Annotated in this window: 20 protein-coding genes; 4 read left to right on the forward strand and 16 right to left on the reverse strand. The window is 69.4% G+C overall.

Going from position 1 to position 22899, the window contains the following annotated elements; genetic code table 11:
- Positions 1-251 precede the first annotated feature (251 nt).
- The 3 genes from ABL844_RS17305 to ABL844_RS17315 are packed head-to-tail and all read right to left on the reverse strand — an operon-like array spanning position 252 to position 3324.
- Complete coding sequence (locus ABL844_RS17305; protein ID WP_418128307.1) at positions 252-1307, reverse strand: amino acid ABC transporter permease; 1056 nt, start codon at positions 1305-1307, stop codon at positions 252-254.
- Positions 1304-2293 (reverse strand): amino acid ABC transporter permease, encoded by a 990-nt coding sequence (locus ABL844_RS17310; RefSeq protein WP_184637669.1) that lies wholly within the window; start codon positions 2291-2293, stop codon positions 1304-1306. The genes ABL844_RS17305 and ABL844_RS17310 overlap by 4 nt, the downstream gene beginning before the upstream one ends.
- Positions 2290-3324 (reverse strand): amino acid ABC transporter substrate-binding protein, encoded by a 1035-nt coding sequence (locus ABL844_RS17315; protein ID WP_184638737.1) that lies wholly within the window; start codon positions 3322-3324, stop codon positions 2290-2292. The genes ABL844_RS17310 and ABL844_RS17315 overlap by 4 nt, the downstream gene beginning before the upstream one ends.
- A 170-nt stretch (positions 3325-3494) precedes the next feature.
- Here ABL844_RS17315 and ABL844_RS17320 point away from each other — a divergent pair, with 170 nt between their 5' ends.
- A complete protein-coding gene (locus ABL844_RS17320) occupies positions 3495-3890 on the forward strand; it encodes a DoxX family protein (protein WP_418116520.1) in 396 nt (131 codons plus the stop codon).
- Positions 3891-3901: 11 nt separating this feature from the next.
- On the opposite strand, the gene def is transcribed toward ABL844_RS17320, so the two are convergent.
- From def to smc, 5 genes are all read right to left on the reverse strand, one after another.
- Positions 3902-4441, reverse strand: a complete 540-nt coding sequence (gene def, locus ABL844_RS17325) for a peptide deformylase (RefSeq protein WP_126020224.1) — start codon at positions 4439-4441, stop codon at positions 3902-3904.
- 46 nt (positions 4442-4487) lie between these two features.
- Complete coding sequence (locus tag ABL844_RS17330) at positions 4488-4892, reverse strand: hypothetical protein (protein WP_126020226.1); 405 nt, start codon at positions 4890-4892, stop codon at positions 4488-4490.
- 130 nt (positions 4893-5022) lie between these two features.
- A complete protein-coding gene (gene ligA / locus ABL844_RS17335) occupies positions 5023-7110 on the reverse strand; it encodes an NAD-dependent DNA ligase LigA (RefSeq protein WP_418128308.1) in 2088 nt (695 codons plus the stop codon).
- Positions 7111-7134: 24 nt separating this feature from the next.
- Complete coding sequence (locus tag ABL844_RS17340) at positions 7135-8238, reverse strand: cell division protein ZipA C-terminal FtsZ-binding domain-containing protein (protein WP_126020229.1); 1104 nt, start codon at positions 8236-8238, stop codon at positions 7135-7137.
- An 18-nt stretch (positions 8239-8256) separates the two neighbouring features.
- Positions 8257-11772, reverse strand: coding sequence for a chromosome segregation protein SMC (gene smc, locus ABL844_RS17345; protein ID WP_418128309.1), 3516 nt, complete (start codon positions 11770-11772; stop codon positions 8257-8259).
- A gap of 171 nt (positions 11773-11943) precedes the next feature.
- Here smc and ABL844_RS17350 point away from each other — a divergent pair, with 171 nt between their 5' ends.
- The 3 genes from ABL844_RS17350 (at position 11944) to ABL844_RS17360 (ending at position 14286) form a co-directional block, all read left to right on the forward strand.
- On the forward strand, positions 11944-12669 hold the full coding sequence (locus ABL844_RS17350) for a hypothetical protein (RefSeq protein WP_369662209.1): 726 nt from the start codon (positions 11944-11946) through the stop codon (positions 12667-12669).
- A gap of 134 nt (positions 12670-12803) precedes the next feature.
- A complete protein-coding gene (locus tag ABL844_RS17355; RefSeq protein WP_418128310.1) occupies positions 12804-13496 on the forward strand; it encodes a mobilization protein in 693 nt (230 codons plus the stop codon).
- 79 nt (positions 13497-13575) lie between these two features.
- Positions 13576-14286 (forward strand): DUF4339 domain-containing protein, encoded by a 711-nt coding sequence (locus ABL844_RS17360; protein ID WP_418128311.1) that lies wholly within the window; start codon positions 13576-13578, stop codon positions 14284-14286.
- 28 nt (positions 14287-14314) lie between these two features.
- Here the strand turns inward: ABL844_RS17360 and fabG are convergent, their stop codons facing one another.
- Genes fabG through ABL844_RS17400 form a run of 8 tightly spaced genes read right to left on the reverse strand, consistent with a single transcriptional unit; the run spans position 14315 to position 22895 of the window.
- Entirely contained in the window at positions 14315-15046 is a 732-nt protein-coding gene (fabG, locus tag ABL844_RS17365) for a 3-oxoacyl-ACP reductase FabG (RefSeq protein WP_418128312.1), read from the reverse strand.
- The gene (locus tag ABL844_RS17370; RefSeq protein WP_418128313.1) at positions 15043-15525 is read right to left on the reverse strand and encodes a hydroxymyristoyl-ACP dehydratase; all 483 of its coding nucleotides are present in this window, start codon (positions 15523-15525) and stop codon (positions 15043-15045) included. Before ABL844_RS17370 ends, fabG begins: the two co-directional genes overlap by 4 nt.
- Positions 15522-16292 (reverse strand): class I SAM-dependent methyltransferase, encoded by a 771-nt coding sequence (locus ABL844_RS17375; protein WP_126020243.1) that lies wholly within the window; start codon positions 16290-16292, stop codon positions 15522-15524. Before ABL844_RS17375 ends, ABL844_RS17370 begins: the two co-directional genes overlap by 4 nt.
- Positions 16289-17113: a polysaccharide deacetylase family protein gene (locus ABL844_RS17380; RefSeq protein WP_184637646.1), complete on the reverse strand. Its 825-nt coding sequence runs from the start codon at positions 17111-17113 to the stop codon at positions 16289-16291. The genes ABL844_RS17375 and ABL844_RS17380 overlap by 4 nt, the downstream gene beginning before the upstream one ends.
- A gap of 17 nt (positions 17114-17130) precedes the next feature.
- On the reverse strand, positions 17131-19545 hold the full coding sequence (locus ABL844_RS17385) for an MMPL family transporter (RefSeq protein ID WP_418131919.1): 2415 nt from the start codon (positions 19543-19545) through the stop codon (positions 17131-17133).
- A complete protein-coding gene (locus tag ABL844_RS17390) occupies positions 19545-20189 on the reverse strand; it encodes a LolA-related protein (RefSeq protein ID WP_418116538.1) in 645 nt (214 codons plus the stop codon). The genes ABL844_RS17385 and ABL844_RS17390 overlap by 1 nt, the downstream gene beginning before the upstream one ends.
- Positions 20161-21183, reverse strand: coding sequence for an acyl-CoA synthetase (locus ABL844_RS17395; RefSeq protein ID WP_418121174.1), 1023 nt, complete (start codon positions 21181-21183; stop codon positions 20161-20163). The genes ABL844_RS17390 and ABL844_RS17395 overlap by 29 nt, the downstream gene beginning before the upstream one ends.
- On the reverse strand, positions 21183-22895 hold the full coding sequence (locus ABL844_RS17400) for an AMP-binding protein (protein ID WP_418128314.1): 1713 nt from the start codon (positions 22893-22895) through the stop codon (positions 21183-21185). Before ABL844_RS17400 ends, ABL844_RS17395 begins: the two co-directional genes overlap by 1 nt.
- Positions 22896-22899 lie beyond the last annotated feature (4 nt).

Here is a 22899-nt window from a genome sequence, read left to right on the forward strand (position 1 = left end):
ACAAAACCCAGCTGCCAGAGCTGGGTTCATTCGTTCGGGGAGAGAGCGATACACCAGGTGGCTGCCGGAACGGCCACCTGCGCGTGCTCAGGTGGCCGCGGTGGTAATGGTGGTAATCATTCGGGCAACGACCATCGCCTGCGCGGAGGCAGGCGGCATCATGCGGCCCATGGGGGCTGCGAAGGATGCGAAGGGGAAGCGTTGGCTCGACATGAAGCCCCGGAGTGTACAGGAGCCGGCGGCGCCACCGGTCAGGGCGCGGCCGACAGCCGCTTTTCGAGCCACACGCTGTAGCGCGAGAGCCCGAAACACAGCAACCAGTAGACCGCAGCGATGAAGAGATAGCCCTCGAGGTAGAACGGCCGCCAGGTCGGGTCGCCGCCCAACGCCAGCCCCAGCGCACCCGTGAGCTCGAAGAGCCCGACCACGGTGACCAGCGAAGTGTCCTTCAGCGTGCCGACCACGTTGTTGGTCAGCGCGGGCACGACGAGCCGCAGCGCCTGCGGCAGCACGATGTCGCGCTGCACCGGCCAGCGGCCGAAGCCCAGCGCCATCGCCACTTCGGTCTGCCCGCGCGGCACGGCCTGCAGGCCGCCGCGGATGATCTCCGCAAGGTACGCGGCCACGAAGAGCGCCAGGCCCGCGAGCACGCGCACCAGCACATCGGGCTGCCACCCGGCCGGCCACAGCAGCGGCAGCAGGAAGGAGGCCATGAACAGCACCGAGATCAGCGGCACGCCGCGCACCAGCTCGATGTAGCTCGCGCTCAGCGTGCGCACCACGGGCCATCCGGAGCGCCGCCCCAGCGCCAGCAGCAGCGCGAGTGGAAAGGCCAGCGCCAGCCCCACCACCGCGAGCCCGATGGTCAGCGGCAGGCCGCCCCAGCGTCCGGTGGGCACATGGCTCAGGCCCAGTACGCCGCCGCGCATCAGCAGCACGAAGAGCAGCAGCGCGACGACCCACAGCGGCACCAGCCACCAGCGCCAGCTGCGTGGCCAGGCGCTGAGCATCGTCACCGCCGACAGCACGACCACGGCGATGGCCGGGCGCCATTGCTCCTCGTACGGAAAGCGCCCGAAAAGCATCGGCCGCCACTTCTCGGCCACCACGCCCCAGCAGGCGCCGTGCTGCACCGCGCGACAGGCCTCGGCATCGGGACGGAACACCGCGTGCACGACGCCCCATTCGACGACGTGGAAGCCGATCCAGGCGAACAACGCCAGCAGCAGCAGCGTCGCGACCGCGCGAAGCGGCGAACCCCAGAGTTCGCTGCGCCAGGCGATCGGCCCCCGCGCGGCATTCCTCATCGCCAGCCCCGCAATGCGACGCGCGCGTTGTAGCGGTTCATGCCCAAGGAGATCACCAGCGACAGCATCAGGTAGACCGCCATGATGATCGCGATGCACTCGAAGGCCCGGCCGTTCGTGCCGATGGTGGTGTTGGCCACCGATACCAGTTCCGGATAGCCCACCGCCACCGCCAGCGACGAGTTCTTGGTGAGGCTTAGGATCTGGTTGGTGAGCGAAGGCACGATCACCCGCAGGGCCTGCGGCAGCACGACGATGCGCAGCTGCTGCACCGGCGACAGCCCCAGCGCCTGCCCCGCCAGCACCTGCCCCTGGGGCACCGACAGGATGCCCGCGCGCACGATCTCGGCCACGAAGGCGGCCGAATAGAGGCTCAGGCCGGCCACGATGGTCACGTACTCCGGGCTCAGCGCCGCGCCACCGCTCACGCCGAAATCACCGCGCTCTGGAAGCTCGAAATGCAGGCCGCCCTCGCCCATCATCGGCCACGGCACGCTGAGGCCGCCCTTGCTCAGCCACACGCCCGGCAGCAGCCGTACCGGCTCCGTCGGATCGGGCAGCAGGTTGGCCATCGCGAAAGCCAGCATCAGCAGCTGCACCAAGAGCGGCACGTTTCGCACCAGCTCGACATACGCGGTGCAGATGCCGCGCAGCAGCACATGCGGGGCCAGCCGGCCGATGCCGATCAGCGTGCCCAACACCACCGAGAAGATGGCCGCCGGCACCGCCGCGCGCACCGTGTTGATCAGGCCCGCGAGGAAGGCGCGCCAGAACGGCTGGCTGGCATCGAAGTCGAGCCAGCCTTCGCTGATGGAAAAGCCCGTGGGCTCGGTCAGGAAGTCGAAGCCCGATCGCACGCCGCGGGCACGCAGCACTTCGAGCGCGTGGTGCACCACCCAGACGGCGCCGGCCACCACGGCCAGCACCAGCAGGGCCTGGACGGCCCAGGCCAGCCAGACCCCGCGGCGCGAGGCCCGGTCGTTCATCGAACGGGAGGTGCGTAGATCAGGCCGCCCTTGCTCCACAGGTTGTTGGAGCCGCGCGGCAGCTTCAGCACCGACTTGGGCCCGACGTTGCGCTCGAAGATCTCGCCGTAGTTGCCCACGGCCTTGATGGCGCGGAAGGACCAGTCCTTGTCCAGGCCCAGCAGCTTGCCGAGGTCTTCACCGCTGCCCAGCAGGCGCTGCTGTGCCGGGTCCTTGCTGCTGGCCTTGAGCTCGTCGGCGTTGGCCTGGGTGATGCCGAACTCCTCCGCCTCGATGAGCGCGTTCGGCACCCACTTGGCGATGGCGAACCACTCGTCGTCGCCGCGGCGCACCAGCGGCGCCAGCGGCTCCTTGGAGATCAGCTCGGGCAGGATGATGTAGTCGTCGGGGTTGGTCGCTTCCTTGTTGCGCAGGCCGGCCAGCGCCGAGGCGTCCGTCGTGAAGGCCTGGCAGCGGCCCGAGAAGAAGGCCTTGAACGAGGCCTCGAAGCTCTCGAACACCACGGTCTTGACCGGAATGCCCTGCGCGCGGAAGTAGTCCGACACGTTCTTCTCGTTGGTGGTGCCCGACTGGGTGCAGATGGTGGCGTTCTTCAGCTGCCTGGCGCTCGTCACCTTCAGCTTCTTCGGCACCAGGAAGCCCTGGCCGTCGTAGTAGGTGATGGTGGTGAAGTTGAAGCCCAGCGAGGCGTCACGCGTGAGCGTCCAGGTGGTGTTGCGAGCGAGGATGTCGATCTCGCCGGCCTGCAGGGCCGAGAAGCGCTGCTGAGAGTTGAGCGGCACGAAGTCGACCTTCTTGCCGTCGCCGAGCACGGCCGCCGCGATGGCGCGGCAGGTGTCGACATCCAGCCCCGACCAGTTGCCCTGCGTGTCGGGCGCCGAGAAGCCGGCCACGCCGTTGGTCACGCCGCACTTGACGGTGCCGCGCTGCTTGACCGCGTCGAGCGTCTTGCCGGCAAAAGCCGGAGCAGCGAAGGCCATGGCGGCGATGCAGGCGCCTGCGAGCAGTGCCGGGCGGAATCGTTTGTTCATCATTGGTGTTCTCCTCAACAACGGTAAGCAAAAGGCAGTGTACGGGCCGACGCCGGACTCTGCCAAAGAACTCCGGGTTGGATGCATATGCGCCGCACAAGGCTGGATCGACAGGCCCAGGGTTCACTACCATACGGCCCTTCAACAACCACTCAATGGGAATCCACACAATGGTCAAATCCGACGACACCGGCAAGTTCATCCTGCGCGTTTCGCTTGGCGTGCTGATCCTGCTGCATGGCATCGCCAAGCTCCAAGGCGGCGTCGGCTTCATCTCCGGCATGCTGGCCCAGCACGGGCTGCCGGGCGCATTGGCCTACCTGGTCTACGTCGGGGAAGTGGTGGCGCCGGTGCTGCTGATCGTCGGCCTCTACACGCGGCCTGCGGCCTGGATCGTGGCCATCAACATGGTGGTGGCGATCGTGCTGGTCCATACGAAGGAACTGGGCGCACTCGGCAAGCAAGGCGGCTGGGCGCTCGAACTGCAGGGCATGTTCCTGGCCGCGGCCCTCGGCCTCGCTTTCATGGGTGGCGGCCGCTTCGCACTGAGCAGCAAGTACAACTGAGCCGACCCGGCTCAATCGTCGTCGGCAGCATCGAGGCCCGGGAACAGTACCTCGGTGTAGCCGAAGCGCGAGAAATCGCGCACCCGCATCGGGTAGAGCTTGCCCAGGAGATGGTCGACTTCATGCTGCACCACGCGCGCATGAAAACCGGTGGCGACCCGCTCGATCGGATCGCCATACGGGTCGAACCCGGAGTAGCGGATGTTGGCGAAGCGCGGCACCACGCCGCGCAGGCCCGGCACCGACAGGCACCCTTCCCAGCCTTCCTCTTCCTCGCCGTTCAGCGGCGTGATGATGGGGTTCAGCAGCACGGTGCGCGGCACCGGTGGCGCATCGGGATAGCGCGGATTCACGACGTCGGTGCCGAAGATCACTAGCTGCTGGTCGACGCCGATCTGCGGCGCGGCAAGGCCGGCGCCATTGACAGCATGCATGGTCTCGAACATGTCGCGCACCAGCATGTGCAGCTCGTCGGTATCGAAGGCGGCGACCGGCTGCGCGATGCGCAGCAGCCGGGGGTCGCCCATTTTCAGGATTTCGCGGATGGCCATGGCGGGATTATCGCGATGGCTCCGGTTCTCCACTCCCGACGGGGAATCAGGGAGGGGTCTGAGTCTTGGAGTCGGGAGAAGTCCACAGTCGCGCGTTGCCGCGCGGTGGTGTGGGGATCGAACCCGGACCGCCACCAGCGATCGGCGGCCGGGGCGGCACCACCACCGGCGGAGCTACCGGCCGGCCACCGCCACCCCAGACCGGCGGGCGTGCCGGATAGCCCGGACGATCGTAGTAAGGCCTGTCGTAGTAGCGCGGACGCCGCTCGTAGTAGGCCCCGCCGTTGATGTAGACCGGCGCCGGCACCACCACAGGCGCAGGCTCGCTGTAGTAAGGCCCCGACGAATAGCCCCCGCCGTAGTAGGGATCGGCGGGCACGCCCACGCAGCCCGACAGCAGCACGACGCCACCGGCTGCAGCAAGGGCACCGAGAACTCGAATTTTTTTCATGAGGGACTCTCCTTGTGGCCTTCAATTAGCTTTCAACGCCAGGTTTTAGACCCTGTTGACTGCGCTCCGATGAAGTCGCGTAACGGCCGGTAAAGAGGGCCGGTGGCCGCCTTTGCCGACTGCGCCCCGTTCAGGCCGCAGCAACGCCGTTGGCGAGGATCTCCAGCATACGCGCCTCGTCGATGATCTCCACGCCGGCTTCGCGCGCCTTCTCGAGCTTGCTCCCGGCCTCTTCGCCGGCCACCAGGTAGTGGGTCTTCTTGCTGACCGAGCCGGACACCTTCGCGCCGGCCGCCTCCAATTTATCCTTCGCTTCGTCGCGGCTCAGCGTAGGAAGGGTGCCGGTGATGACGAAGGTCAGTCCCGCCAGCGGCTTCGGCGCCCTGGCGGCCGGCTCGCCCTCTTCCCAGGTCAGTCCGCAGGCGCGCAGTTGCTCGACCACCTCGCGGTTGTGCGGCTGGTCGAAGAAGGTGCGCAGGCTCTGCGCGACCACCGGGCCGACGTCGTTCACCTCGAGCAGCTGTTCTTCGGTCGCGTCCATGATCGAATCCAGCTTGCCGAAATGCTTGGCCAGGTCCTTCGCGGTCGACTCGCCCACGTGCCGGATGCCCAGCCCGAACAGGAAGCGCGGCAGCGTGGTCTTCTTCGAGGCTTCGAGGGCATCGACGAGGTTCTTTGCCGACTTCTCCGCCATTCGATCCAGTCCCGCCAGCGTGGTGAAGCCCAGCTTGTAGAGGTCGGGCAAGGTGCGGATCAGGTTCGAATCCACGAGCTGTTCGACCAGCTTGTCGCCCAGCCCGTCGACGTCCACGGCGCGGCGCGCCGCAAAGTGCAGGATGGCCTCCTTGCGCTGCGCCGCGCAGAACAGGCCGCCGGTGCAGCGGTAATCGACTTCCCCCTCCTCGCGCACGGCTTCCGAGCCGCACACGGGGCACTTGTGCGGCATCGTGAAGACGGCGCCGCGCTGCTCTTGCGGCTTGGCCAGGCTGTCCGGTGCCACGCCGACCACCTCGGGAATCACGTCCCCCGCGCGGCGCACGATCACCGTGTCGCCCACGCGAACGTCCTTGCGGCGGGCCTCGTCCTCGTTGTGCAGCGTCGCATTGGTCACGGTCACGCCGCCGACGAACACCGGCGCAAGCTTGGCCACAGGCGTGAGCTTGCCGGTGCGCCCGACCTGGATCTCGATGCCGACCACCTCGGTCAGCTGCTCCTGGGCGGGGTACTTGTGGGCCACGGCCCAGCGCGGCTCGCGCGAGACGAAGCCCAGCTGCCGCTGCAGCTCGATGCTGTCGACCTTGTAGACCACGCCGTCGATGTCGTAGGGCAAGGCATCGCGCTGGCGGCCGATGTTCTCGTGGAATGCTATGAGTTCGATAGCGCCTGTGGCACGGGCCGTCTGCGTGGCGACCGGGAAGCCCCATTCGTGGAACTGCTGCAGCCAGTCGAACTGCGTGGGCCAGTCGGGCCCGCCTTCGGCGGCGGGCGTCACCTCGCCCAACCCATAGGCAAAGAAGCTCAGCGGCCGCGCCGCGGCGATCGCCGGATCGAGCTGGCGCACCGCACCGGCGGCCGCATTGCGCGGATTGACGAACACCTTCTCGTTCTTCTGCTCCTCGGCGATCTTCTGGCGTTGGCGTTCGTTGAGCGCGTCGAAATCCGCGCGCTTCATGTAGACCTCGCCGCGCACCTCGACCACCGGCGGCGCCTTGCCGTTGAGGCGCAAGGGAATCTCGCGCACCGTGCGGATGTTCTGCGTGACCTCCTCGCCCACCTCGCCGTCGCCGCGCGTCGCGGCCTGCACCAGCACGCCGTTCTCGTAGCGCAGGTTCATGGCCAGCCCGTCGAACTTCAGCTCGCAGACGTAGCTCACCTGCGGGCCGTCCTCGGCCAGGCCAAGCTCGCGGCGCACGCGCGCATCGAAGGCGCTGGCGCCGCCGGGCGTGATGTCGGTTTCGGTGCGGATCGACAGCATCGGCACCTTGTGGCGCACCTTGACGAAGCCGTCGAGCACCTTGCCGCCCACGCGCTGGGTCGGCGAATCGGGCGTGCGCAGATCGGGGAACTCGGCTTCGATGGCCTGCAGGCGTTGGAAGAGCTTGTCGTACTCCGCGTCCGGCAGCTCGGGCGCGTCGAGCACGTAGTAGAGATGGGCGTGCCTGTGGAGCTGTTCGCTCAGTGCGGCGGCTTCGCGTGCCGCTTCGTCGCGCGTCGTCATGGTGTCTCCCGGGGAGGAATCGGATTAGCTGAAGAGCCGCCGCGCCAGCGGAGAGCCCGCCGCAAGGTCGCGCCCGTCGAGCGTGTCGTAGAGCTGTTCGAGGTCGGCGCCGATCACGTCCATGGTCTCGTCGCGCAGCAGCTGGCCGTCGCTGTCGGTGACCACGCCGTCCATCTCGCGCGCCAGCGTGGCGGCGGCTTCGCGCATGCGGCGGAAGGGTTCCTCGGCACGGTCGACCTGCGGCACGTCCAGGCTCAGGCTGAGTTCGCGGATGGCCGACTGGGCCGGATCGTCGGCCAGCGCGGCCTGGGTGTCGAAGGCCAGCCCGAGGATCGGCGGCAGGCCCGCCTCGCTGGTCGGCAGCACCATGCGGCCCGGGATGATGCCAGCCACGAAACCGAGGCGCGCGGCGTTCTGCTGCACGTAGCCCGGGCTCCAGGCCGCATGCAGCGCGCGCAGCACGAAGCCCAGCTGCGCATCGTGCGCGCTGGCGAACTGGTCGAGCTCGCGGGCGCGCGCCACCTCGTCGAGCATCTCGGGAAACTCGGGCGCGCCGTTGACGGCATCGGCAAAGGCCTGGGCCTTGACCACGAACTCGGAGTACTCGATCTCGTTGAGCGCCCCGGTGCGGTTGGCCAGCTGCACGCCGACCTGGAAGGCGCTGTAGCGCTGGCCGGGCACGGGCGGCTCCCACTGGCCGGTGTGTTCGTTCAGGCCCTCGATGGCCACCGGCTTGCTGCCCGCGCGGCGCGTGGGCGGCATGGCGGCGATGGCGGCGTCGCCCGAGGCCAGGCCATCGAGCGAGATCGGCGCGATCACGTCGATCAGCGGATCGAGCCCGCCGCGGCGCTCGGCCGCGGGCGCGGGCACGCCGCTGGGCGCAGGAAGATCGGGGTCGAACAGCGGCTCATGCCGGTCGGAGCCCTGCACCTTGTTCGGATCGGCGTGCAGCACCGGCTCCACGCCGTCATCGCCAGCGGCCAGCGCGCGCTCGGCCTCGTCGAGCGCGACGTCGACTGCATCGGGTTGGCGGGGCGCGTTGCGGCGCGACATCATGGCCTCGTAGCCGACAACGGCCGCGAGAACGAGGCCGCCGAAGATTGCCAGGGCGAGTGTGAGATTGCTCATGGATCGTTGCCGCCCGGCTTATGCGGCTTCGACCATCGAGACCGCCGACTCCATGTCGACAGCCACGATGCGCGACACGCCCTGCTCCTGCATCGTCACGCCGATCAGCTGTTCGGCCATTTCCATGGCGATCTTGTTGTGGCTGATGAAGAGGAACTGGGTTTCGCGGCTCATGGCGGAGACGAGTTTGGCATAGCGCTCGGTGTTGGCGTCGTCCAGCGGCGCGTCCACTTCGTCGAGCAGGCAGAAAGGCGCCGGGTTCAGCTGGAAGATGGCGAACACGAGCGCAATGGCCGTGAGCGCCTTCTCGCCGCCCGACAGCAGGTGAATGGTCTGGTTCTTCTTGCCCGGGGGCTGCGCCATCACCTGCACGCCGGAGTCGAGGATCTCGTCGCCGGTCATCATGAGCTTGGCGTTGCCGCCGCCGAAGAGTTCGGGGAACATGCGGCTGAAGTGCTCGTTGACGATCTTGAAGGTGCCGCCCAGCAGGTCGCGTGTCTCGGCGTCGATCTTGCGGATGGCGTCTTCCAGCGTGCCGATGGCTTCGTTCAGGTCGGCCGACTGGGCGTCGAGGAAGGTCTTGCGCTCGCTGGCAATGGCCAGTTCGTCCAGCGCCGCCAGGTTCACCGCGCCGAGCGCGACCACCTCGCGGTTGAGGCGGTCGATTTCGCTCTGCAGGCCGGTGAGCTTCACCTTGTCGGCCTCGATCGACTGCTCCACGGCTTCGAGATCGGCACCGGCGTCGTCCAGCAGCTGCTGGTATTGCTCGACGCCCAGGCGCGCGGCCTGCTCCTTGAGCTGGAACTCGGTGATGCGCTGGCGCAGCGGATCGAGCTCGCGCTCCAGCTGCAGGCGGCGTTCGTCGCTGGCGCGCAGCTTGAGCGTGAGGTCGTCGTACTGGCTGCGCGCCGAGCCCAGTGCGGCTTCGCGTTCGAGCTTGAGCGACAGCGCGTCCTGCAGGCCGGCCTGCGCGGCGGCGTCGGACAGGCGGCTCAGCTCGGCGCGGGCGCGCTCGTCCTCGTCGGTCAGCGCGACGGTCTGCTGCGCGGCGGTCTCGATCGAGCGGTTGAGTTCGGCACGGCGTGCTTCGAGCGTGCGCTGCGAGAAGGTGGCCTCCTGCGCCTGGCGCTCGAGGCTGCGGTGCTGCTCGCGGCTGGCGGCCAGCGCGCGGGTGGCCTCGATCACGCGTTCGTCGAGCTCGGCATGGCGTTCCTGGCTGTCGGCCAGCTGCATGTCGAGTTCCTCGAAGCGGCCTTCGGCGGCAATGCGCCTTTCCTGCAGCTCCTCGAGTTGCGCATCGACTTCGCCGATGTCGGAAGCCAACTGCTGGCTTCGGGCGCGGGTCTGCTCGGCCAGCTGCGTCATGCGCAGCGTCTCGACCTGCAGCTCGTGCGCGCGCGACTGGGTTTCGGCGGCTTCGCGCCGTGCCGTGACGAGGCGCGAGGCGGCGTCGGCATACGCGGCTTCGGCGCGGACCAGCGCGGTACGCGCTTCCTCGGTGATGAGCGTCTGGGCGCGCAGCTGGCGCTCCAGGTTTTCCATTTCCTGCTGGCGGGCCAGCAGGCCGGCCTGCTCGGAATCGGGCGCGTAGAAATTGACGCTGTGCGCCGACACGGCATGGCCGCTGCGCACATAGATGACCTCGCCCGGCTGCAGCGAGCCGCGCTGGGCCAGCGCTTCCTCGAAGCTCGCGGCGGTGTAGCAGCCGTGCAGCCAGTCGTTCAGCAGGGCCTGCTGGCCCGCATCGTTCAGGCGCAGCAGGCTCGACAGGCGCGGCAGCGCGGCCGAGCCCTCGGGCGTGCTGGCGGCCGGCGGGCTGTAGAAGGCCAGCTTCGCGGGCGGCGCGTCGTTGCCGAAGGCGCGGACCATTTCCAGCCTGCTGACCTCGAGCGCACCCAGGCGCTCGCGCAGCGCCGCTTCGAGCGCGTTCTCCCAGCCCTGCTCGATGTGGATGCGGCTCCACAGGCCCTGCAGGCCGTCGAGGCCGTGCTTGGCGAGCCAGGGGGCCAGCTTGCCGTCGGTCTTGACCTTTTCCTGCAGCGCGCGCAGCGCCTCCAGGCGGGCCGAGAACTCGGCGTGGCGGGCGCCCTCGGTGTTGACGGCCTGTTGCTTCGTGCGGCGATCGTCGTCGAGCTGCGGCACGGCTTCGAGCAGCTCCTGCAGGCGCGCGTCGGATTCGCTCGCCGCCTCCTGCGCCATCGCGTACTGCTCCTGCATGTCGAGCAGGCGGGCCTCGTCGGGCGCGGCCAGTGCGTTCTGGTCGGCGCGCAGGCGTTCGCTGCGCTGCATGAGCTGGCGGCTCTGTTCCTCGATGTTGCGCTGGTCGGCGGCCAGCACCTGGATCTGCTGCTGCACCTGCGACACGGTCGTGCGCTGGGCGTTGGCTTCGTCCTGCGCGCGCTGCACAGCTTCTTCGAGCTCGGGCATGCGCGCATCGTGTTCCTCGAGCTGTGCGGCCAGCATGATGGCCTGCTCTTCGGCATCGACGCCCGCGCCGGCCAGCGTCTCGATCTCGGCTTCGGCTTCCTCGCGGCGGCGGCCCCATTGGCCCATCTGCTCGCGCAACTGGACGAGGCGCTGCTCGACGCGCTGGCGGCCCTCGACCACGAAACGGATCTCGCCTTCGAGCCGGCCAACTTCGGCGCTGGCCTCATAGAGCTTGCCTTGCGCCTGGTTGACCTGGTCGCCGGCGCCGTAGTGGGCCTGGCGCACGGTTTCGAGCTCGGCCTCGATGTGGCGCAGGTCGGCCGTGCGCGATTCGAGGTCGTTGATCGCGCGCTCGGAATCGGCCTTGATCTTCGCCTGGTCGGCATTGCTCTCGCTGCGCTTGAGGAACCACAGCTGATGCTGCTTCTTCGTGGCATCGCCCTGCAGTGCGTTGTAGCGGGCGGCCACCTCGGCCTGCTTCTCGAGCTTCTCGAGGTTGGCGTTGAGTTCGCGAAGAATGTCTTCCACTCGCGTGAGGTTCTCGCGCGTGTCGCCCAGGCGATTCTCGGTCTCGCGGCGGCGCTCCTTGTACTTGGAGACGCCGGCGGCCTCCTCGAGGAAGAGGCGCAGCTCCTCGGGCTTGGATTCGATGATCCGGCTGATCGTGCCCTGCCCGATGATGGCGTAGGCGCGCGGGCCGAGGCCGGTGCCCAGGAACACGTCCTGCACGTCGCGGCGGCGCACCGGCTGGTTGTTGATGTAGTAGCTGCTGGTGCCGTCGCGGGTCAGCACGCGGCGCACAGCGATCTCGCTGAACTGGTTCCACTGGCCGCCGGCGCGGTGGTCGGCGTTGTCGAACACCAATTCCACGCTCGAACGGCTGGCCTGCTTGCGGGTCGTCGTGCCGTTGAAGATCACGTCCTGCATCGACTCGCCGCGAAGCTCCGAGGCGCGCGATTCGCCGAGCACCCAGCGCACCGCATCCATGATGTTCGACTTGCCGCAGCCGTTGGGCCCGACGACGCCCACCAGTTGGCCTGGCAGCATGAAGTTGGTGGGTTCGGCGAACGACTTGAAGCCCGATAGCTTGATGGAATTAAGACGCACGACTTGTCGGCCTGCCTTGGCTGTAGAGCCAAGGTATTGATTTGTAAGGAAAATTGCACGGGCCCGCAGCTTGCAGCAGGCCGCCGCCCCAGCCGTGGATGATAACGTCAGGGCATGCACGATTCCCCGGTTCCACCCCTCGCCGCACGATGGGCCCGCCGCCCGGCGCGCATGGCCACCCGACTTGCCGTTCTGCTCGCCGCCCTGGTCGGCATGGCCGGCTGTTCGTCGATGCGCGACACCGAGCGCGCCGAGCCCTACACCAACCAGGAATGGCTGCAGTCCGGCGCCAACCGCATCGCCAATCTCTCGCTGCGCGACAACCTGCAGTCGGTGCGGCGGGTGCAGAGCACGCTCTACAAGCGCAACCCACGCGAATGGCGCAAGTCGGCCGCCAGCATGGACGAAGCCACCCAGCGCGCCTGGGACGCCGTGCTCAAGGGCCCGCCGCTGCCCGAACTCAAGGGCGCCAGCGGCATCGACGCCATCCGCATGGCCTTCGACACCACGCCGCAGGGCTACCAGGGCGACCGCGTCGCGGCGCTGGTCTACGGCTGGGCCACCATGCTCAAGCAGGCCAACGGCGACACCTGGGACCAGACCATGCTCGACGGCGTCAACGCCGAGAACAGCTTCCGGGCCGCGCGCAACTTCGAGATCTCGCTGTGGCTGATCTCCTCCAAGACCGGCCCCGACGGCCAGCCACTGCTGCTGGCCACCGAGATCAGCGACCGCGGCCGCAACCTCGTGGCCGACCGCGAACTCTCCAAGGTGGTTGCGCGACTCGACCTCATGGCTGCACAGGCGGACGAGAAATACCGCCGGGCGGCGCTCGACTTCGGGCAGAACTGGGTTATGGGGGTGGTGATGCCTCTCTTCACGCTCGTGCCCAAATGAGCCGGGCGGGCCCGTCTCTTGCTGCACGCCGTTACGCGATGGCCGCGGGTGGCAAGCCGAAGCAGAAAACCGCCCCCTAGAATGGCCCGGCCCTCCCCCTCTCTTCCTCAACCCATGCGAGGCAGCAGCAACTCATGAGCTCCATCAACTTCATCGGCGGCGAAAAAGGCGGTGTAGGCAAGTCGGTCACCGCGCGGGTGCTGGCCCAATACTTCATCGACCACAGCCGGCCCTTCACCGGCTTCGACACCGACCGCTCGCACAGCTCCTTCACCCGCTTCTACGAAGGCTTCGCCTCGCCGGTGGTGGTCGACAGCTTCGAGGGCCTGGACACGGTCGTCAACGGCTTCGAGACCAATCCGCAGCAGAGCGTGATCGTCGACCTCGCGGCGCAGACGCTGGCGCCGCTGGCGCGCTGGATCAAGGAATCGGACCTTTTCGACGTGTTCGCCGAGATCGGCGTCACCGTCAACTTCTGGCACGTGCTGGACGACGGCAAGGACTCGACCGACCTGCTCGGCACGCTGATCGACACCTTCGGCAGCCGCCCCAACTACATCGTGGTGCAGAACTACGGGCGCGGCAGCGACTTCGGCATGCTGCTGGGCTCGCAGTCGCTCTCGAAGGCCACCGCGAACGGCGCCCGCGTAATCGCCCTGCCGCGCCTGCACGACGCGAGCATGCGCAAGATCGACGCGCAGAACACCAGCTTCTGGAAGGCCGTGAACGACCGCGACGGCCCGCATGCGCTGGGCCTGCTGGAGCGCCAGCGAGTGAAGTCGTGGCTGGCCACGGCCTACGCGGCCTTCGACACGCTGCCCCTTTGAGCCTTCGCCCGGTCGGTCGAGGCTGCGCGCGCTCGGGCAGACCCTGCATCCCACAAGAACAGAAAGAGGGAGATTCGCCTTGCACATCCACGTCAACCGGAACGGCCAGGCCTTCGGCCCCTACGAAGAGAGCGAGGCCAGGGCGCTCTATGCCCGGGGCAACATCGCCGCCACGGACATGGTCTGGCGCGAGGGCATGGCCGAATGGCAGACGGCCCTGCAGATGTTCGGCGAACGGGCGACGCAGCCCGGTGCGCCTGCCGCCGTCTCGCCGCCTCCCTTGCCGCCGCAGCGGGTGCCCGCGGTGCCGGGCTACGCCGCGCCTCCGTCCTCCTTCGGAAAGCAGACCGTGGTGCCGCAGCAGGACCTGCCGCCCAGGCTGCATTGGGCGCTGGTCCTGCTGTTCACGGTGCTGAGCTTCGGCATCTTTGCCCTCGTCTGGCCCTTCATCCAGTCGACCTGGGTGCGCAAGATCGATCCTCGATCCAATGCGACCCTGTACCTGATCGGCTACATGATCCTGGCGGTCATCGGGGGCCTGATGGACAGCGCCTCCGACTCCTCGGGCAACCAGGGGCGTGACCTGCTGCTGCAGATCCTGTCGTACGTGCTCTTCTATTGCGGGTGCTACTCGATGAGGCGCTCGATGATCGAGCACTACAACAATGTCGAACCGATCGGACTCAGGCTCTCCGCAGCCATGACCTTCTTCTTCGCCATCTTCTACCTGCAATACCACATGACGCGGATCGCCAGGTGGAAGGCGACCGGAGACATCACGCCGCAGTAGCCGCCGCCGTGTTCCGGAGCAGGGTCCCTCAGATCATCCCGCCGTTGATCGAGATCACCTGCCCCGTGATATAGCCCGCATCCTCGCTCGCGAGGAACGAGGCCAGCGCCGCCACTTCCTGCGGCGTCCCGGCGCGCTTCACCGGCACCATCTGGTTGATGACGGCGGGGTCGAACACCGCATCGGCCATCGGCGACGAGATGATCCCCGGCGCGATGGCGTTCACCGTCACGCCGCGCGAGGCCACTTCGAGCGACAGCGCCTTGGTCGCGCTGTTCAGCGCACCCTTGGCCGCGGCGTAGTTGACCTGCCCCCGGTTGCCGGCAATCGCGGCCACCGACGAGATGTTCAGGATTCGCCCCCAGCGCGTGCGCATCATCGGCAGCAGCAGCGGCTGCGTGACGCGGAAGAAGCCGTTGAGCGACACGTCGATCACCTTGTGCCACTGGTCGGCGCGCATGCCGGGCAGCACGGCGTCGTCGTGCACGCCCGCGTTGTTGACGAGGATCTGCACCGGCCCGCCTTCGAGGATGCACGCGCAGGCGGCTGCCGAAGCCTCGTCGCTGCACAGGTCGAAGACGTGGCATTCGGCCTTGCCGCCCGCGGCCGCGATCGATGCCGCCAGTTGCTCGACCGCCTCGGGCCGCGAATTGGCGTGCAGCAGCACCGTGGCGCCGTCGCGCGCCAGGCGCTCGGCCATGGCGGCGCCGAGCGCGCCGCTGGCGCCCGTGATCAGTGCGCGTTTTCCTTCGAGGCTCATGGAGACGGCGTGCTTTCTTGTGCTGCCGCGGCGAGCGGCGTGTTCAGGACCACCACGGCGCGGCCTTCGGCCAGCATGCGGCCGTCCTCGGCCGCAACCGTGAATTCATAGAGGATCTGCCGGTCGTCGCCCGACAGGCGCCGGGCCCCGACTTGCAGGGCGCCGGCCACGTCGTCCAGCCGCGCCACCGCCAGCTTCACGTTGCGCGCGCTCGCGAGAAAGCCGGCCGACGGCGCGCTGCCCTCCTCTGCCAGCAGGCCGCCATGCAGGGCCATGGCCTGCGCGGCGTATTCGATGGCGTTCGGCGCCAGCAGCCCGCTTTCGGTGCGCAGAGGGTTGTCTGTCTGCGAGTGGGTGGTGGTGGTACAGCGGATGGATTCGGTGTCCCAGCCTTCGAGCCGCTCGAGCAGGCACATGCTGCCGCTGTGCGGAATGCGCAGGGCGATGCCCGCGCGGTCGAGCGTCTGTGGCGCGGTCAAGCGGCCGGCTCCAGGTCGGCCACCAGTAGCACGTTGGCGAAGGGAGTGCCTTCGCTCATCGGAATGCTCTGCACGCGGAAGCCCAGGCGGTCCAGCACAGCCGTCCACTCGGCCAGCGGACGGCCCCAGGTCGGCGAGACCTTGTGGCCGCGGATGCGCGTGACCGTGCGATCCACCCACTGGCTGATGGCGAAGCCGCGCCGGCTGGACGCATCGCCCACGCGCAGCAGCAGCCGCGCGTGCGGGTTGCCGCCACGGCGCAGTGCGTCGCGCACGCGCAGCAGCACGCCCTCCTGCGCTTCGAGGTTGACGTAGTGCAGCACGTCGAGGATCACCACGAGGTCGCACTCGGGCAGATCGGCCTTGCACATGTCGGCGCAGACCAGCCGGGGCGTGGGCTCCAGGTGGCCGATGGAGGCCTCGGCGCGCGCCACGTCCTTGGGCATGAGCTCGATGCCGGTGTAGTCCGCGCCGTGCGGCGTGGCGTCCCACGACGAGGGCCAGCGGCCCTGCTTCTGCATCGCGCTCATCGACGCCAGCAGGCTCGCGAACAGGCCCTGGCCGCAGCCGATGTCGACCACGCGCTGGTGCTGCGCGCCGAAGAGCCGGCGTTCGAGGAGCCCGCGGAACACCGGGTCGCGTCCCAGCTTGCCGCGCGCGAAGTGCCAGGCGAAGTTGCCGCCCTTCTTGTACGGAATGGTGGCGGCCTCGTGCAGCTCGCGCCACGCGACCTCGGTCGAAAGCGAAGGCGACATCGCGGCGTTCATGGTTTCAGCCCTTCCGGCAGGGTCACGGAGCGCAGTCCATCGGCGCGCAGGCGTTCGAGCAACAAGGGCAATACCTCCAGCAAAACAGGTTGTCCCGCAGCGGTGCGCGCGGCGTTGCCGTCATGCAGCAACAGGATGTCGCGCGCCTGCAGGTTGCGGCTCAGGCGCGCCATCACCTTGGCGGCGTCGCCCTCGCGGGTGTCGAAACCGCGCCGCGTCCAGCTCACGAGCGAGAGGCCGAGGCGGTGCAGCACGGGTTCCAGGAACGGGTTGCGCAGGCCGGCCGGCGCGCGAAAACAGGTCGGGCGCTGGCCGGTGACCTCGGCGAGGATGTCCTGCGCCCGCGCGATTTCGGCCGCGAACCCGCGCGGCCCGAGAAACGAAAAGTTGTGCCGGTGCCGCGCCGTGTGGTTCTGGATGCTGTGGCCACGCGCAACGATCTCGCGCGCCAGCGCCGGCTGCGCCAGCACCCGCTCGGCGATGCAGAAGAAGGTGGCGCGCTGGCCGTGCGCGTCGAGCAGGTCGAGCACGCGTGGCGTGACTTCGGGCTCCGGGCCGTCGTCGATGGTGATGGCGACTTCGCGCCGCGCCGCCGCTGCCTCGGGCAGCCGGGTGACGTTCGGGCCCAGCAGGCTGCTGCGCGGCGTGAGGCCCGCGCCGGTGATCAGCGCGTGGTTCAGCACGATCGCGCCCACGGCCCACGGCAAGGCGCCCGGCACCAGCACGCCCGCGCCGATGGCTGCCGCGTGCCAGGCCGCGCTGGCGCGGATGGCCGGCGGCCAGGGCCAGGATTCGTTGGTGGACGCGGGAGCGGAAGACATGGCGCCGGATTTTCCCCTCATGCGCCGCGCGAAGCCTTCGAAGGCCCCACTCGCCGCGCGAAAGCCGCCGACAGCAGCAGCGCCAGCAGCGCCCCCGGCGCGACCACCCGACCGATGGACGACAGCGCCGGAATGTCGGAGATCGCGATCAGCCCGAAGGACACCACGGTCGTCAGGTTGGCCAGCATCAGCGAGGCCAGCGTGTCTTCGTCGGCCCTGCCGGTCGTGCGCAGCTGGTCGAAGAAGAGCGCGTAGTTCGAGCCCACCGCCACGATCAGCAGCAGCCCCACCAGGTGCAGGATGCCCAGCGCCGCCTGCAGCACGGCCATGCCGCCCAGCGTGAGCACCACCGCGAACAGCAGCGGCTGGCACACGGCCAGCAGCCGGCGCCACGAGCGCAGGTAGATGCCGAGCAGCACCACCACCGCCAGCGCGCCGAGCAGCACCTGCACGAAGGCCTCGTGCAGGTAGCGCTGGTACAGGCTGGCCAGCTCGCGCCCCACGTCGACCACCTGCACTTCGGGCAGACCCGCCAGCGCCGCTTCGAGGCGGCCCTGGTCGAACTTCGCGCCGGGGTGCAGCACAACCAGCGTGCCCCAGCCGCCGCCAGGGCGCTGGTACATCAGCGTGTTCAGGACCGGCCCCAGCGGCCCCTCGGCCAGTTCGGCGCGCTGCACCGGCGGCAGCTTGCGCGCGGCCTCGATGTCGGCCAGGAAGGGCTCGAGCCGCGAGGCCGGCAGCGGCAGGCCCTTGGTGGCCTCGGCCAGGTTGGCGCGCAGGGTCGCGGCATCGGGCAGGCCCGCGATGCGCGCGAGCTGCACCTCCATGCTCGGCAGCACGCGGGTGACGGTCTCGTAGCCGACCAGTTCGCCGCTGTCGACCAATGCATCCAGCTTCGCGGCGGCCGCCTCGGTGTGGCGCAGCGCGGCCTGCTCGTCGTCGCCGAAGGCCACCACCAGCACGCCGCCGTCGCTAGCGCCGATGTCGTTGCGCAGCATTTCGTCGAGCTGCTGGGAAGCCTTGGGCACCGGGCTCATGGCGCCGAGATCGGCGCGCCACAGGTGGCCGCCCTGCCACAGCACCAGCGCCAGCGCCGCCACGCCCAGCGCTGCCAGCGGCCAGCGCAGGCGCGGCAGGCCGCGTACCAGCGCACCTGCCAGCTGCGCCATGTAGCGGCGCATGCCCATGCCGGTGGCGCCATCGGGCGCCAGCACCGGCAGCACGTAGCGCGTGGCCAGCGCGGCCGAGACGAGCCCGGCGATGGAGAACACGCCCAGTTGCGCCAGCCCCGGGAAGCCCGAGAACACCAGCGCCGCGAAGCCGCACACCGAGGTCAGCAGCCCCAGTCGCACGGTGGGCCAGTTCAGGTCGCGCCAGCGCTGCCAGCCGGTACCGGCCACCGCGCCCGCGCCGACCTGGCGCGCCTGGATCAGGTAGTAGATGGCGTAGTCGACCGTCTCGCCGATCAGGGTGCTGCCGAAGCCCAGCGTAAGGCCGTGCACCGAGCCGAACACCAGGCTCACGCTCGCGGTGCCGATCACCACGCCGGTGGCCACCGGCAGGAAGGCGATGACCAGCGCGCGCGGCGAGGCGAAAGCCAGAAGCAGCAGCCCGCCCATGACGACGCCGCCCACCACGGCGAGATGGATCGCCTCGGTCTTGATCTTGTCGCGGCTCATCACCGAGAACACCGGCGGGCCGCTCAGCAGCAGCTTGGGAGCCTCGGCGCCCATGCCGCGCGTCGCAGCCTCGTAGGCCGAGTGCACGCGGGCGATGGCGACGGCCTGCGCATCGAGGTCGCTGCCGGCGGCGCGCGTGGTGGCGATCATCAGCGCGCGCGGCGCGGTGCGCGACATCCACACGCCGTCCTCGCTGCGCGGCGAGCTGGCCGGCACCAGTTCCATGGCGATGCGCTGCGTCTCGCCGGTCGGGTCGCGGTCGAGGAAGGGCTTGATCACGTTGCCGGCCGGCGTGCCCAGCATCGACAGAGTCTCGTTGATCGCGTCGCGCAGGCCCTCGACGGTGAAATGCCCCGGGTTCATGCCCGGCGAGAGCTGGTAGCGGTGCTGGAACACCCAGGTGCCGCTGTCGCTCCAGTCGCTCACGTCGCCGTTCTGCACCAGCTCGAAGAGCTTGCTCTCGCGCATTTCCTTCGCAACCGCGCGCGACACGGTGGCCCGCTGCGCCGAGCTGCCGCCTTCGATGCCCAGCATCAGCGTGCGCGAGGCGACGCCGCTTTGCAGCTGCTCGATCAGCACGCGCTGGCGCACGTCGGGGCTCTTGGGCAGGAAGGCCGAGAGATCGGCGCCGATCTGCGTGCGCGCGATGACCACCACGCCGCACAGCAGCACCAGCAGCCATGCCAGCAGCACGGCCGCCCTGCGCCTCCAGGCCGGCGGACCGCCCGCCTGCTGCAGCTGCCCCGGCTGCATCACGGCGTGGTGCGTCCGGGAGCGCCGGCCGGCGCTGGAGCCGGCCCGGGGCCGGCGGCGCCCGGCGTGATGTTCATGACCGAACGGTCGCCGCCGACGAATTCCATCTCGAGCCCCAGCACGTCGCTCGCGCGGCCGCTGATGCGCATGCTGCGCACCTGGGCGGCAAGGCGGCTGTCCAGCGGCGCGAGGTCGAGCGTCCACCTGGCGGCGGAGCCCGACACGGTGCTGCGGAAGTAGCGTTGCAGCGTGGCGCCGTCGCCCGTCAGCGTGCCGCGCATCGCTTCGACCAGGCCGAGCAGCTCGGGCATGCTGTCGAGCGCCAGCGTGCGGTTGCGACCGCCGCGCGACAGCGTGAGCGTGTTGCCTTCGACCGCCATCGTCTCGACGCGCGGCGACAGCGTGCGGCGCACCAGCTTGTCGGGCGCGTCGAAGCTCAGCGTGCCGCTGGCGTCCAGCGGGCCTTCGAGGCCGTGCACAAAGCGCTGCTCGGTGAAGCGGGCCTCCCCGCTCTTCTGCTTGGCCAGCAGCGTCATCAGTTCGGGCAGGTCGAAGGCCGCCCAGGCCGGCACGGCGCAGAAGGCCAGCGCGAGCACGAATGCCCTGCAGAGCCGGTCAAGCCGCATCTTCGAGCCAGAAATCATGGAAATTGAACCAGTTGTAGGGGTACGCACGGCACATCGCCTCCAGGCGCGCCACGTAGGCTTCGACCGCCGCGCGGATGCGCTGCTCGCGCTCCGCCGGGCTGGCTGCCCGCTCGCCGAAATCGGCCAGCGGATCGAACCGGACATCGTAGCGCGCGCCGCCGTCGTAGAGACCCGCCATGAAGAACACCTTGCGGCGCAGCAGCGCGGCCAGGCGGAAGGGACCGTCGTTGAAGACGGCGGGCTGCCCGAGGAAAGGCAGCACGATGTTGTTGCCGCGCTGGTGCGCGGGCTGTTCCTCGCCGCCGGGCAGCGTGCGGTCGGCCAGCATGCCGCCCATGCCGCCGCTGTCGAGCCAGTCGCGAAGCTCCAGCATCGAATGCGGCCGGCCCAGCGCGATGACGTGGGGGCGCAGCTCGGGCACCGCGATGGCGTTGAGGATGCCGGTGATGCGCCGCGCGTTGTCGGGGTACATCAGCATCGCGACGCGCAAGTGGCGCTGGTGCGTCTGCTGCTTGCAGGCGCCCAGCGCCTCGAAGCTGCCGACGTGGGCGCCGAGCAGGAAGGCGCCCCGCCCGTTCGCCATCTCGAGGTCGAGCGGCTCGTTGCCCCGGATCTTCACCTTGAACAGATCCATGCGCCCGCGCAGGAAATACACGCGGTCGAGCACCGTCGAGGCGAAGGCATGCAGCAGCCGGAAGCCGTCGACCCAGCCCGCCTGCGGCCCGATGGCGCGGAACAGGTAGCGCTTGATGTGCCGGCGCTGCGCTGGCGCGAACAGCAGGAAGTACAGGGCAATGGGCGGCAGCAGCAGCCGCGTGATGTGCCGGCCGAACACCAGCGCCATCATCACGATGAAGCGCAGCGCGAGCATGTTGCTGCGCTCCGGCGCGCGTGCCCAGTCGCCGCCCTCGCCACGCTCCCCCTTGGGTTCCGCCTGGCCGTTGCGGGAAGCCTCGTCCAGGGCGCGCCTCTCGACGTCGGTGTGCTTCATCAGTCCGACTCTTGCACGCCGGTCCAGCGGCCGGTGACAGCCACCACGCCGTCGCAGCGAACGTCGAATCGCACGCCGCGGGAGGCGCCGGCCTCAGGGTTCAGTTCGATGGAGAGCACGGCGCCGGGCCGCACGGGCGCGAGGAACTTGGCCGCTGCCAGCGTGGGATGCCCGCCCAGCCGAGTGACCAGCGCCGGCACGCGGCGGATGGCCTCCATCACCTCGGCCAGCACCAGCGCGCCGGGCAGCAGCGGCTGGCCCGGAAAATGGCCGGCGAACACGGGGTGATCGGCCGGCACCGCATGGGCCATCTGCACCGGCGTATCGTCTTCCGCGAGCTGCGCCAGCGCGAATTCGCGCAGTGCCCGCACGGTGAGCTTGCCCGTGCCCTCGCGCGGGAAGGACTTCACCTGCACCACGCGGCGCGGCACGAAAACCGCCTCCAGCCGCTGGCGCAGCGCGGCGATGATCTCGCCCGCCGACAGCGTGGGCGCGACCACGAAGGCCACCGGCCGCACCACGCCGTCGGCCACCTCGTCGGGCAGCCAGAAGGCGCCGTCGTCCACGCCGGGGATGCTGTTGAGGTGGAAATTCAGGTGCGCGAGCGAACTGCGCCGGCCCGCCACGTGGATCAGGTCATTGGCGCGGCCGAAGAGCCGGAAGCGGCGCTCGTCCAGCAGCTCGAGCACGTCGGCCATGGGCGTGGGCTCGGGCATGAAGTCGCCGCTGAAGATGAAGCGCTCGGGCCCGCCGTCGGCCGAAGGCTCGGCATGCACGCGGATCTCGCCGAAGGTTTCCCAGATCTCGTTGTCGGTGGTGCGGCGCGTGGCGACCTGGCCCGACTCGGTGCTGCCGTAGATCTCGAGCAGCACGCCGCCCATCGCCTGCTCGGCCTGCTGCGCGAGCTGCGGGGACAGCGGCGCGGTGGCCGACAGGATCAGGTCGACCGGCGGCAGCTCGATGCCCGAGAGCAGCAGCGTCTTGAGGTGGAACGGCGTGGTCACCAGCGCGCGCGGGCGCGGCACCGAGGCCAGCGTCTTCGCGACGTCGGCCGGGAAGAACGGCCGGCCGCTCTCGAAGGCCGCGCCGCCCAGCATCGCCAGCAGCACCGACGACTCCAGGCCGTAGCTGTGCTGCACCGGCACCGTGGCGACCAGGGTCAGGCCTTCGAGCGTCGGGCGCTCCAGCACCCGGCACAGGCGCTTGACGGCCACGGCCACGTCGCCCACCAGCGTGCCCCAGGTCTTGGCGTGCGGCTGGGGGACGCCGGTGGAGCCCGAAGTCAGCAGGCTCGCGGCGTGCATGCCCGCGTCGATGCGCGGCACGTCCACGGGGGCATCATCCGCGGGGCCGGCCAGTCCTTCGAGCAGCAGGCGCTCGATACCCGGCGTCTGAATGTGCGAGGCGTCGGTGTGCGCGAAAAGCGGCGAGCCGTGCGATTCGAGCAGCCGCGAGATCGTGTCGGGCCGCGCGTCGGGCGGCAGCATGCTCGCGCGGCCGCGCACCAGCGCCGCGCCGAGGCTCACCGCGAAGGCATAGCGGTCGCCGCAGAGATTGACGGCATCGCCCTCCGCGGGAAGCGTGGGAGCGAAGCGGGCCACGTCGGCCAGGAACTGGCGCGCGCTCACGGGAACGCCCGCGCGCCATGCGAGGGGTGCGTCGGGGTCGCGGTTCGCGAGCAGTGGCAGGAATCGGTTGTCGTCTGTCGTCACGCGG

Origin of the sequence: Variovorax sp. 278MFTsu5.1, assembly GCF_048305045.1 — a bacterium.
In the GTDB taxonomy this organism is placed as follows: domain Bacteria; phylum Pseudomonadota; class Gammaproteobacteria; order Burkholderiales; family Burkholderiaceae_C; genus Variovorax; species Variovorax guangxiensis.